This is a genomic window from Geodermatophilus ruber (genome assembly GCF_900114385.1).
Taxonomy (GTDB): domain Bacteria; phylum Actinomycetota; class Actinomycetes; order Mycobacteriales; family Geodermatophilaceae; genus Geodermatophilus; species Geodermatophilus ruber.
The window spans coordinates 85,682-97,865 of sequence record NZ_FOSW01000017.1 but is presented as its reverse complement, the minus strand read 5'-3'; the positions used below and the strand labels follow the sequence as shown (position 1 = coordinate 97,865).

Annotated in this window: 8 protein-coding genes; 4 read left to right on the top strand and 4 right to left on the bottom strand. The window is 74.8% G+C overall.

The window, feature by feature from the left end; genetic code table 11:
• Together BMZ50_RS21315 and BMZ50_RS21310 are read right to left on the bottom strand one after the other, a co-directional pair.
• Window positions 1–1,317 (bottom strand): 3-oxoacyl-ACP reductase (locus tag BMZ50_RS21315; protein WP_091329250.1); only part of this gene is annotated, 1,317 nt, incomplete at its 3' end.
• Between the two features lie 104 nt (window positions 1,318–1,421).
• The gene (locus BMZ50_RS21310; RefSeq protein WP_091329248.1) at window positions 1,422–2,705 is read right to left on the bottom strand and encodes an acetyl-CoA C-acetyltransferase; all 1,284 of its coding nucleotides are present in this window, start codon (window positions 2,703–2,705) and stop codon (window positions 1,422–1,424) included.
• An 85-nt stretch (window positions 2,706–2,790) separates the two neighbouring features.
• Here BMZ50_RS21310 and BMZ50_RS21305 point away from each other — a divergent pair, with 85 nt between their 5' ends.
• Window positions 2,791–3,435, top strand: a complete 645-nt coding sequence (locus tag BMZ50_RS21305; protein WP_245753790.1) for a TetR family transcriptional regulator — start codon at window positions 2,791–2,793, stop codon at window positions 3,433–3,435.
• On the top strand, window positions 3,432–5,456 hold the full coding sequence (locus BMZ50_RS21300) for an acyl-CoA dehydrogenase family protein (protein WP_091329246.1): 2,025 nt from the start codon (window positions 3,432–3,434) through the stop codon (window positions 5,454–5,456). Before BMZ50_RS21305 ends, BMZ50_RS21300 begins: the two co-directional genes overlap by 4 nt.
• A 96-nt stretch (window positions 5,457–5,552) precedes the next feature.
• Here the strand turns inward: BMZ50_RS21300 and BMZ50_RS21295 are convergent, their stop codons facing one another.
• Window positions 5,553–7,103, bottom strand: a complete 1,551-nt coding sequence (locus tag BMZ50_RS21295; RefSeq protein ID WP_091329244.1) for an amidase — start codon at window positions 7,101–7,103, stop codon at window positions 5,553–5,555.
• Between the two features lie 208 nt (window positions 7,104–7,311).
• Here BMZ50_RS21295 and BMZ50_RS21290 point away from each other — a divergent pair, with 208 nt between their 5' ends.
• The gene (locus BMZ50_RS21290) at window positions 7,312–8,067 is read left to right on the top strand and encodes a trimeric intracellular cation channel family protein (protein WP_091329243.1); all 756 of its coding nucleotides are present in this window, start codon (window positions 7,312–7,314) and stop codon (window positions 8,065–8,067) included.
• Window positions 8,068–8,105: 38 nt separating this feature from the next.
• The gene (locus BMZ50_RS21285; protein WP_091329280.1) at window positions 8,106–9,335 is read left to right on the top strand and encodes a saccharopine dehydrogenase family protein; all 1,230 of its coding nucleotides are present in this window, start codon (window positions 8,106–8,108) and stop codon (window positions 9,333–9,335) included.
• Window positions 9,336–9,338: 3 nt separating this feature from the next.
• On the opposite strand, the gene BMZ50_RS21280 is transcribed toward BMZ50_RS21285, so the two are convergent.
• Window positions 9,339–12,077 (bottom strand): SpoIIE family protein phosphatase, encoded by a 2,739-nt coding sequence (locus BMZ50_RS21280; RefSeq protein WP_245753789.1) that lies wholly within the window; start codon window positions 12,075–12,077, stop codon window positions 9,339–9,341.
• Between the last annotated feature and the right edge of the window lie 107 nt (window positions 12,078–12,184).

Here is a 12,184-nt window from a genome sequence, read left to right as displayed (position 1 = left end):
CTGACCGTTCACCCCGGCGCTGCCCGGCTGGGAGAGCCAGGCGATCGTCTCCGCGACGTCGACCGGCAACCCACCCTGCTGCAGCGAGTTGATCCGCGAGCCGACCTCGCGGGTGCCGAAGGGCATCTTCGCGGTCATCTCGGTGACGATGAACCCGGGCGCGACGGCGTTGATCGTGGCCCCGCGCTCGGCGAACGCCGGCGCCCAGGCGCGCACCATGCCGATGACGCCGGCCTTCGACGCCGCATAGTTCGTCTGCCCGCGGTTGCCGGCGATGCCGGACTGCGAGCTGACGCAGACCACCCGCGCGCCGGGCCTCAGGACACCGTCGGCGTCCAGCAGTGCCTGGGTGATGTCCAGCTGCGCCTGCAGGTTCACCGCCATCACCGAGTTCCAGCGGCCGGCGTCCATGTTGACCAGCAGCTTGTCCCGCGTGATCCCGGCGTTGTGGACGACGATGTCCACCCCGCCGTGCCGCTCGCGCAGGTGCTCGATCAGCCGCTGCGGGGCGTCGGGCGCGGTGATGTCGAGCTGGAGCGCCGTCCCGCCGATCTCGTTGGCGACCGTCGCGAGGCTGTCCCCCGCCGCCGGGATGTCGACGGCGACGACGTGCGCGCCGTCCCGGGCCATGACGCGTGCGATCGCGGCGCCGATGCCGCGCGCGGCCCCGGTGACGACGGCGACCTTGCCGGCCAGCGGCTTCTCGTCGTCCTCCCCCGCCGGGACCTCGGCGGGGGAGAGCATGACCACCTGGCCGTCGACGTAGGCCGACCGGCCGGAGAGGAAGAACCGCACCGGGCTCGGCAAGCCGGCCTCAGCGCCCTCGGGCACGTGGAGCAGGTTCGCCGTGGCCCCGTTCCGCAGCTCCTTGGCCACCGAGCGGACCAGTCCGTCCAGCGCCTGGCGGGCGGCGGCCTGCGCGGGGGCCGCGGCCGCGCCCGGCGGGTCGGCCAGCACCAACACCCGCCCGGATGGGCCCAGCCGCTTCATCGCCGGGGCGAGGAAGTCGTGCGCGGCGGCGAGGTCGCCCGGTGCGGTCAGGCCGGTGGCGTCGAGCAGGACGGCGCCGAGCTTCCCGCCGTCCGTGCCACCGTCGGCCACCACCGGGGACAGCACGGTCACGCCGGCGCCCTTGAGCACCTGCGTGAGGGCGTCGCGCAGCCGGCCCTCCCCCGCCGAGCCGACCACCGCCGGCCCGGGGAGCAGCGGCTGCCCCGGCTCGTAGCGGCGCAGCACGGCCGGGCGGGGCAGCCCGAACTGCTTGGCGAGGGTGCTGCCGACGCCGGAGTTCGCGAAGTCGCGGTACCAGTCACTCACTGCGGGTGTCTTCCTCTCTGCAACGGACGGTTCTCGCGAAAACCGTCCGGGGAACGTGGACGGTTTCCGCGAGAACCGGCGGAGTGGATCAGGAGCCGAGGGGATCAGGACTCGAGGATGGCGACGACGCCCTGGCCGCCGGCCGCGCAGATGGAGATCAGCCCGCGCTTCCCGGGGCCCGCCTCGTGCAGCATCTTCGCCAGCGTCGCGACGATCCGGCCGCCGGTCGCTGCGAACGGGTGCCCGGCGGCCAGCGACGAGCCGTTGACGTTGAGCTTGGCCCGGTCGATCGGGCCGAGCGGGGCGTCCAGCCCCAGCTTCTCCTTGCAGAACTCCGGATCCTCCCAGGCCTTCAGCGTCGAGAGCACCGTCGAGGCGAACGCTTCGTGGATCTCGTAGAAGTCGAAGTCCTGCAGGGTGAGGCCGTTGCGGGCCAGCAGCACCGGCATCGCGTAGGCCGGCGCCATGAGCAGCCCCTCCCCGCCGTGCACGTAGTCGACCGCCGCGGTCTGGGCGTCGACGAGGTGCGCGAGCACCGGCAGGTCGCGCGCGGCCGCCCACTCGTCGGAGGCCAGCAGGACGGCGGAGGCGCCGTCGGACAGCGGGGTCGAGTTGCCCGCGGTCATCGTGGCGCCGGGCCCGCCGCCGAAGACCGGCTTGAGCTTCGCCAGCTTCTCCATCGAGGAGTCCGGCCGCAGGTTCTGGTCGCGGGCGAGCCCGAGGTACGGGGTGACCAGGTCGTCGAAGAAGCCGCGGTCGTAGGCGGCGGCGAGGTTCTGGTGCGAGCGGACGGTCAGCTCGTCCTGCTCCTCCCGGCCGATCTCCCACTCCGCGGCGGTGAGCGCGGCGTGGTCGCCCATCGCCAGCCCGGTCCGCGGCTCGGCGTTGCGCGGGATCTCCGGCGCCAGCTGCCCCGGCCGGAGCCCGGCCAGCGCCTTGAGCCGCTGCTGCACGGTCTTCGCCGCGTTGACCTTGAGGAGCACCCGGCGGAGGTCCTCGTTCACTGCGAGCGGCGCGTCGGAGGTGGTGTCGACCCCGCCGGCGATGCCCGACTCGATCTGGCCGAGGGCGATCTTGTTCGCCACCAGGACGGCGGCCTCGAGGCCGGTACCGCAGGCCTGCTGGACGTCGTAGGCCGGCGTGCTGGCCGCCAGCCGCGAGCCGAGCACCGACTCCCGGGTCAGGTTGAAGTCCCGCGAGTGCTTGAGGACGGCGCCGGCGACGACCTCCCCCACCTGCGCGCCCTGCAGCCCGAAGCGGGCGACGAGGCCGTCCAGCGTCGCGGTGAGCATGTCCTGGTTGGAGGCCTGGGCATAGGACGAGTTGGACCGGGCAAACGGGATGCGGTTGCCGCCGACGATCGCGGCCTTGCGGGTCTGCGGTGCCATCGGGGACCTCCAGATCGAGGGCCAAAGTGGCCACTGTGGCGGGACGCGGTGCGCGGGACCGAGAGTATCAGGTACTGTCGGTGTCGTGAAATCGGAGACGGGGGTGCCGGCCCCGGGGCGCGATCGCCGCGACTCGCGGTGGGACGAGCACCGCCGGGCCCGGCGTGAGCAGCTGGTCGACGCCACCCTGGCCGCGGTGCACCGGCACGGCGCCGGCGTGGGCATGGACGAGATCGCCGCGGAGGCCGGCACCAGCAAGACCGTCGTCTACCGGCACTTCGCCGACCGCAGCGAGCTGCACGTCGCCGTCTGCGCCCGGGTGGCCGGCCACCTCACCGCCAAGCTGCGCGAGGCGATGACCAGCAGCACCGAGCCACGGCAGATGGTGGCCGCCGCGGTCGACACCTACCTGGCCTTCCTCGAGGCCGATCCCGAGCTCTACCGGTTCGTCGTCCACGGGCCGCCGGCCGATGCCGACCCGATCGGCAGCCTCTCCCACCTCGTCGGCGACCAGGCCGCCGCGCTCGTCGCCGTCGCGCTCGAGCAGGCCGGCCGCGATCCCGCCGCGGCGCAGCCCTGGGGGCACGGGCTGGTCGGGCTCGTCCGCTCGGCCGCCGACTGGTGGCTGCGGGCCGAGCGCCCCATGCCGCGGGGGGACCTCGCCGCGCACCTGACCGCTCTCGCCTGGGCCGGACTGTCCGGCGTCGTGACCCGCAAGGAGGACCAGTGACATCCACTCTGCCGAACTCCGTCGACCCCGCGGCGCTCACCGCGGCGCTCGACGGCCGTTGGGGCCACGTGCGCCGCGACATCCGCGAGCACCTGCACGAACCGGAGTTCCTCCCCGTCTACGGCGAGACGGTCGCCGAGGCCCGCGAGCGGGTCACCCGCATGGCCCGCAAGCTCGCCGAGTCCGGCCGGGTCGGCCTGGGCTTCCCCAAGGAGTACGGCGGCGAGGACGACGCCGGCGGCTCGGTCACCTCGATCGAGATGCTGGCCTTCGGCGACCTGTCGCTCATGGTCAAGGCCGGCGTCCAGTGGGGTCTGTTCGGCGGCGCCGTCCAGCTGCTGGGCACGCAGCGCCAGCACGAGGCCTATCTCGCCGACATCATGAGCTTCGACCTGCCCGGCTGCTTCGCGATGACCGAGACCGGGCACGGCTCCGACGTCCAGCAGCTGCGGACGACGTGCACCTACGACCCCGCGACGCAGACCTTCGACCTGCACACCCCGCACGAGGCCGCGCGCAAGGACTACATCGGCAACGCGGCCAAGGACGGCCGGATGGCGGTGGTCTTCGCCCAGCTGGTCACCCAGGGGAAGAGCCACGGGGTACACGCCTGGCTGGTGCCGATCCGCGACGCGCAGGGCAACCCGATGCCCGGGGTGACCATCGGGGACGCCGGCCCCAAGGCCGGCCTGAACGGCGTGGACAACGGCCGGCTGGCCTTCGACCACGTCACCGTCCCCCGCGACATGCTGCTGGACCGCTACGGCCAGGTCGCCGAGGACGGCACCTACACCAGCTCGATCGAGAACGAGACCCGCCGCTTCTTCACCATGCTGGGCACGCTGGTGCGCGGCCGGGTCAGCGTCGGCGGCTCGGCGTCCTCGGCGACCAAGCTCGCCCTCGACATCGCCGTCCGCTACGGCGACGTGCGCCGCCAGTTCTCCGCCCCCGGTGCCGACCGCGAGATCGTCGTCAACGACTACCTCGTGCACCAGCGCACCCTGCTGCCCGCCCTGGCCACCACCTACGCGCTGCACTTCGCGCAGGAGGAGCTGGTCGGGACGATGCACGACGTCCAGGCGGCGGAGGATCTCGACGAGGCCGCCCAGCGCGAGCTCGAGTCCCGGGCCGCCGGGCTCAAGGTGGCCCAGACCTGGCACGCCACCCGCACCATCCAGCTGTGCCGCGAGGCCTGCGGCGGCGCGGGTTACCTGCAGGAGAACCGGCTGCCGCACCTGAAGGCCGACACCGACGTGTTCACCACCTTCGAGGGGGACAACACCGTCCTGCTGCAGCTGGTCGCCAAGGGGCTGCTCACCGGCTACCGCGACGCCTTCGGCTCCCTCGACGGCTGGGGCAAGGTCGGCTTCATCGCCGACATGGTCCGCGAGACGGTGCTCGAGCGGACGGCGGCCCGCGGGCTGATCGCCCGGCTGGTCGACGCCGTCCCCGGCCGGGACGACGACGTGCCGCTGCTCGACCGCGGCTGGCAGCTGAAGATGCTCGAGGACCGGGAGAAGCACACCCTCGAGGGCGCGATCCGGCGGCTGCGGAAGAACGCGGGCACCAGCGGGATGGCGCCCTTCGACATGTTCAACGACGTCCAGGACCACGTGCTCCGGACGGCGCAGGCGCACATCGACCGGATCGTGCTGGAGGCCTTCGTCGCCGGCGTCGAGCGCACCACCGACCTGCAGGCACGCGCCCTGCTCGACCGGGTCTGCGACCTCTACGCGCTCACCACCATCGAGGCGGACAAGGCCTGGTTCCTGGAGCACGGCCGGCTCACCCCGACCCGCGCCAAGGCGCTCACCGCGACGGTGAACTCGCTGCTGCAGGAGCTGCGGCCGCACATGGTCACGCTGGTCGACGCCTTCGCCATCCCCGAGGACTGGAAGGCCGCGGCCATCCTCCGCGAGGAGGGCGACCGGCAGGAGGCGATGGCCGCGCGCGACACCGAGCTGCGGACCGGCGGCAAGCGGGGGACGGCGACCTCGGTGGAGGTCCCGCCCGCGCAGTAGAGCCCCCGGTGATCATGGGGTTGTTGCGCGCGACGCGGCTGGACACGCCGTAGCGGCCCGCAACAACCCCATGATCACGGCGGCACACCGAGGGGCTCAGACGGCGGCGGGCTCCCGCTCCGGCGGGCGGGGGAAGCCGCCCACCAGCTGCTCGAAGGCGTGCGCCACCGCCAGGCAGGTGGCGTCCTCGAACCGCCGGCCGACCAGCATCATCCCGACCGGCAGCCCGTCGGACAGCCCGGCCGGGACGCTGATCGCCGGGTGCCCGCTGACGTCGAACGGCGCGCAGTTGACGATCATCTCCAGCCCGCGGGCGATCCGGACCTCCAGCGGGTCCTCCGCCGCCGGGATCTCCCGGGCCACCATCGGCACCGTGGGCAGCAGGAGCAGGTCGACGTCGGCCAGCGCGGCGTCGTACTGGCGGCGCACCTCGGTGGCCAGGTTCCGCGCCATCGCGTAGTGCCGGGTCTGCTCCTGCTCCATCGACCACCGCCCGGCCAGCGCCACCGCGGTCACCGTCGGCGACCAGCGGTCGGCCACCTGCCGCCGCTGCCGGCCGTAGTGGGCGATCAGCTCGGGGTCGTAGCGGCCCTCCCAGTTCCAGCCGTACCCGTTGCCCTCGATCATCTGCACCGTCGCGCCGTCGGTGGCGATGACGTTCCAGACGTGCAGGGCGTGCCGGTGCCACGGCAGGTCGACGTCCACCACCTCGATGCCCAGCTCGCGCAGCCGCTCCGCCGCCGCGCGCACCGCGTCGTCGACGCCGGGCTCGGACAGCTGGTCCCAGCCGAAGCCCTGCGTGACCACCCCGACCCGCAACCCGGACACCTCACCGTCCAGCGCCGCGGCGTACCGCTGCGGCGCCAGGTCCGTCGGCTGCCGGGGGTCGTGCCCGTCGCGGCCGGCGAGGACGTCGAGCATCGCGGCCGCGTCGGCCACCGTGCGGGTCATCGGGCCGAGGTGGTCGAGGGTGAGCTCGATGGGGAAGGCCCCGGTGTAGGGCACCAGGCCGTGGGTGGGCTTGTGGCCGACGATCCCGCAGAAGGCCGCCGGCATCCGGATGGACCCGCCCTGGTCCCCGCCGAGCGCCAGGTCGACCGCGCCGGAGGCGACCAGCGCGGCGCTGCCGCTGGAGCTGCCGCCCGTCGTCCGGGCCGGGTCCCAGGGGTTGCGCACCGGGCCGCTGACCGAGGTGTGGCTGCCGCCGGAGAAGCAGAGGTCCTCGCAGACCGCCTTGCCGGCGACCGTCGCCCCGGCCGCCAGCAGCCGGGTGACCACGGTGGCGTCCTCGCGGGGGACGAAGCCCTCGACGGTGTGCGAGCCGTTCATCATCGGGACGCCGGCGACCGCGACGTTGTCCTTGACCGCGACCGTCCGCCCGGCCAGCGGGCCCTCGGCGGCGCCGCGGATGTCGGTGGTCACGTACCAGGCGCCCAGCGGGTTGTCGGCCTCGGCGGGCCGGGTGCTCGGCCGATCGTCCGGCGCCTGCGGGGCGATCTCCGCGTAGAGCTCCTCGACCGCGTCGTAGGAGCTGAGGAAGGCCGCGACGATCGGGGTGTAGGCGGCCACCTCCTCGGCGGCGGGGTGCATGCCGTAGCTGCGGGCGAGCGCGGCTACCTCGTTCTGGTCCGGCGGGCGTACGGGCACGGCGGCCTCCAGGTGAGGGCGGATGGTCGGCAAGCTAGCGACACCGGCCCGCCCTGTCACCCGTCGCCGACCGCCCCTCCCCCGTGATCATGGGCTTGTTGCGCGCGACACGGCAGGACACGCCGCGGCAGCCGGCAACATCCTCATGATCACGACCAACTGGCCCGGGGCGGGCGGACGGCGGACGGCGGACGGAGAATGGCCCGCCGTGGAGATCCTCGCCGTGGCGGCCGAGACGCTGCGGGTCCCGGCTGCGGTCGATCTGGCAGCCGTCGTCGTCGGCGCGCTCACCGGCGGGCTGCTGGCGGCGCGGGAGGGCTTCGCGCTCTCCGGTGTGCTGCTGCTGGCGGTCAGCGGGGGGCTCGGCGGCGGGCTGATCCGCGACGTCCTGCTGGCCGAGGGGCCGCCGGTGGCGCTGACCAACCCGGCCTACCTGCCCACGGTCGCGATCACCGCGATGGTCACGTTCTTCTTCTCCGGCTGGCTGTCCCGGCTGACCGCGCTGCTGGTCGTGCTCGACGCCCTCACGCTGGGCTTCTTCACCGTCGTCGGCGCGCAGAAGGCCGAGCTGGCCGGCCTGCCCAGCGCGTCGGTGGTCTTCATCGGCACGCTGACCGCGGTCGGCGGGGCGCTCATCCGCGACGTCCTGCTCGCCCAGCGCGCCGACATCGTGCAGCCCGGGCCGTACAACGCCGTCGCGGCGCTGCTCGGAGCCAGCGCCCTCACCGTCCTCGCCGGGCCCCTCGGCCTCGACCCCATCCCGGTGGCCGCCGTGGTCATCCTGTTGGTCGCCGCGCTGCGCGTGCTCTCGGTGTGGCGCGGATGGGAGGCGCCCGTCGCCGTCGACCTCCCCCTCCGCACCCGCCACCGGCTGGGCCAGGTCCGCGCCTTCCGGATGGCGCGCCGGACCGGAACCCCCGGGGAGGCGCGCCGGATCGGCACCCGGTGGCGCCGCCGCGGCTGACCGCGCGCGGTCACCGGGCGTCGGGTGAGGATGACGGCGTGTCGAACACCGCGCGGGACCACGACGTCGTCCTCTACGGCGCGAGCGGCTTCGTCGGGAAGCTGCTCGCCGCCTACCTGGCCGAACACGCTCCGGAGGGCACCCGGGTCGCGCTGGCCGGCCGGACGCGGGCCCGGCTGGCAGCGGTCCGCGACGAACTGCCCGCGACCGCCCGCACGTGGCCGATCGTCGAGGCCGACTCCGGCGACCCGGCGTCCCTGCGGGCGCTGGCCGAGAGCACCCGCGTGCTCGCCACCACGGTCGGCCCGTACGCGAAGTACGGGCTGCCGGTCACCGAGGCCTGCGCCCGGGCCGGCACGCACTACGCGGACCTCACCGGCGAGGTCCTGTTCGTCCGCGAGGCGATCGACCGGTTCGACGCCGTCGCCCGGGAGACCGGCGCCCGCCTCGTGCACGCCTGCGGCTACGACTCGATCCCCTCGGACCTCGCGACGTTCCTGCTCGCCGAGCGGGCCGCGTCCGACGGGGCGGGCGGGCTGCGCGAGGTCCGGCTGGTCGCCACCGCCCGCGGCGGGTTCAGCGGCGGCACGATCGACTCCGTGCGCGGGCAGGTCGACGCGGTCCGCCGCGACCGTGCCCTGCGCCGGCTGGCCGCCGACCCGTTCGCGCTGAGCCCCGACCGGGACGCCGAACCGGACACGCCGCAGCCGCCGGACGCCGCCCCGCCCCGGCGCACCCCCGACGGCCGGTGGACCGCCCCGTTCGTGATGGCCCCCTACAACACCCGGATCGTGCGGCGCAGCAACGCGCTGCAGGACTGGGCCTACGGCCGGTCGCTGCGCTACGGCGAGGTGATGGGCTGCGGCCGGGGACCGGCGGGGGCGGTGGCGGCCGGCGGGCTCACCGCCGGGCTGGCCGCCGGGCTGGCCGCGATGGCCCTGCCTCCGACCCGGGCGCTGCTCGACCGCGTGCTGCCCGCGCCCGGCACCGGCCCGAGCGCGGCCGCCCGGGAGAAGGGCTGGTTCCGCATGGTCGTCGACGCCGAGACCGAGCAGGGCCGCCGCTACCGCGCGGTCGCCGCCGGCAGCGGTGACCCCGGGTACGCCGCCACCGCAGTCATGCTGGGCGAGAGCGCGCTCGCCCTGGCCCTCGACGGCGACCGGCTGCCCGCCCGCGCCGGCTCGCTCACCCCGGCCACGGCCCTGGGCGGGGTGCTCGTCGAGCGGCTGCGCGCCGCGGGGCACACCTACACGGTCACCCCGGCCTGAGGCTCAGGTCCGCGGGAACAGCCGGAGGGCCAGCAGCGCGACGTCGTCCTGCGCGTCGGGCGGGAACAGCTCGGCCAGCACGCGGTCGCAGAGCTCCGGCAGCGGGAGGCCGGCGGACCGGCGCAGGACGGCGGCCAGCGCCGCGGTTCCGGTGTCGATGTCCCGGTCGCGGCGCTCGACCAGCCCGTCGGTGTAGAGGAACAGGGTGCTGCCCTCCGGCAGGTCGGTGACCCGGTCACGCCGCCGCGTGCCCGGGTCGACCCCGAGCAGCAGGTCGGTCGGCTCCGAATCGAGCGCGGTCACCTCGCCGTCGGCACCGACCACCACCGGCGGCGGGTGGCCGGCGCTGGACCAGCGCAGCCGGGTCAGGCCGCCGTCGCCGGGCTCGAGGCGGGCGACCAGCGCGGTGGCCATCGTGTCCAGCGCCAGCCCGCGGACGGCCCGGTCGAGCTGGGTGAGCACCTGCGCCGGTGGGGCGCCGCTGGAGTAGCTGATCCCCCGCAACAGCCCGCGCAGCTGGCCCATCGCGGCGGCGGCCCGGCTGTCGTGCCCCACCACGTCCCCGATCGCCAGCACCGTCGCCCCGCCGGCCTCGAGGAACGCGTCGTACCAGTCGCCGCCGATCTCCGCCCCGGCGGCGGCCGGCACGTAGCGGACGACGATCTCGCAGTTCTCCGGCTCCGGCGGGTCGGTCAGCATGCTGTGCTGCAGCGCGTCGGCCAGGGCGCGCTGCTGGCCGTAGAGCCGGGCATGGTGCAGCGCCAGGCCGGCCCGGCGGCCCACCTCGATGGCGGTCTCGATCTCACCCGGCGTGTGCGGGCCGCGCGCCGCACCGGTGAACAGGCCCAGGGCGCCGAGGGTCTGCCCGCGGGCGACCAGCGGCACGATCGCCCCTGAGTGCAGCCCGAGCCGGAGCAGCAGCTCGCGGGTCACCGGATCGGGGAGGGCCCGCTCCACCCGGGCGCAGTCGATGTCCCGCAGCACCAGCGGCCGGCCGGTGCGCGTGACGATCCGCGCGGCGGCCGCGTCGGTCATCACCGTCACCATGCCGTGCACGTACTTCTCCAGCTCGGTGGAGAGGTTCGGGTCGCTGTGCGCGGAGGCCAGCTCGTGCAGCCGACCCTGCTCGTCGGTGACCACCAGCCAGCACCAGTCGCCCAGGGCCGGGACGACGAGCTCGACGAGCTGGCCGATCTGTTGGGTGATGTCCAGGCTGCCCGAGAGCACCCGCCCGGCGTCGGCCAGCAGCTGCAGCCGCGCGTTCGCCTCGGTCATCGCGGCGACGGCGTCGGCCCGCACCCGGTCGGCCTGCAGCCGGGACGCGGTGAGCGCGATCTGCGCGGTGAGGCCCTCCAGCAGCTCGATGTCGGGGTCGGTGAACACGTGGTCGGTGGTCCACGCCACGATGAAGCTGCCGATCAGGCGGCCCTCGACGCGCAGCGGCAGCGCGGCCAGCGCCCGGGTGCCGAGCAGCGCGTTCACCTCGGCCATCCGCGGGAAGCGGGCCTCGGCCGACGCCGCGTCGGCGAAGAGCAGCCGCTCGCCGTGCCGGGCCACGTACTGGTGGGGCAGCGCGTCGTCGAGCGGGGTCTGCACGCCATCAGCGGGCAGGGCCACGTCGGCCTCGCTGGCGACGGCGTCGACGATCTGCCGCGTCAGGTGCAGGTACAGCGCGTCGTCCTGCGGGTCGATCACGGCCAGCCCGATGGACTCCGCGCCCAGCACCGCACCGCCGCGCAGGGCGATCTCGGCCAGCTGGGAGATCCGGGTGGCGTTGGCCAGCTCCGCGGCGACCTCGGCGATCGCGGCCGCCCGATGCACCGCCGCGATCCGCCGCTCGGACTGCTCGCGGGCGGCGGTGACATCGACCGCGCTGCCGAGCACGCGCACCGGCCGCCCCGCGGGATCGGTCACCACCCGCCCGCGCGAGACCGTCCAGCGCACGCTGCCGTCGACGTGGAGCACCCGCGCCTCCACCAGGTACTCCCCGCTGCCGCTCAGCGCCTCGCGCATGGCCTGCTGGACCACCTCGCGGTCGTCCGGGTGGATCCGCTCGGTGATCATCTGCTCGGTCGAGTCGATGTCGACGGCCCCGTCGAACCCGAAGATCGCCGCGCAGCGCTCGTCCCAGTGCACCGCGCGGGTGCGCAGGTCCTGCTCCCAGATGCCGATGGAGCTGGCTTCCAGGGCGATGTCGAGCCGGGCGAGCGAGGCGCCGATGGCCGAGCGGGCGGCCGACAGCTCCAGCTCCGCGACGACCGAGGCGGCCATCTGCGCCAGCAGCGCGCCATCGTCGTCCGACCAGGTGTGCGGGGCGGGGTCGTAGATGGCCAGCACGCCGACGACATGACCGGAGTCCGCGACCAGCGGGGCGCCGAGGTAGGAGGCCACCTGCCCGGAGGTGACCGCCGGGAGGCCGGCGACCGCCTCGTCCGCGGTCGCGTCGGGCACGACCAGCGGGCGGCCGCGCCGGACGGTCAGTGCCGACAGCGCCCCGGTCAGCAGCGCCGGCCCGCCGACGACGCCGGGTGGCAGACCGTACCCGCCGACCACGGTGTCCTGGTCGGTGAAGAGGGTGACCTTCGCGTGCCCGGTGCCGAGCAGGCGGGCGGCCAGGCCGGAGAGCCGGTCGAAGGCGGCCGGGCCGGGCACCTCGACCAGGAGCCGGCGGGCGGCGGCGATCCGGTGCGGGTCGCGCAGCAGGTCCGGCTCGGCGGCGGGGAGCGTCGACAGCGTGACCACGCTCCCTCTTCCGCCGTTGCAGCGGACTCCCTGCCAGCCGCGTGCCCCCATGCTGACACGCGTGAAGGGGACGAAACCGGACCGTCTGCCGGGCGTGCCGCCGTCTC

Excerpts from the sequence above, each read along its gene's own strand:
- BMZ50_RS21310 (WP_091329248.1), bottom strand. The coding sequence starts at position 2,705 with ATGGCACCGCAGACCCGCAAGGCCGCGATCGTCGGCGGCAACCGCATC.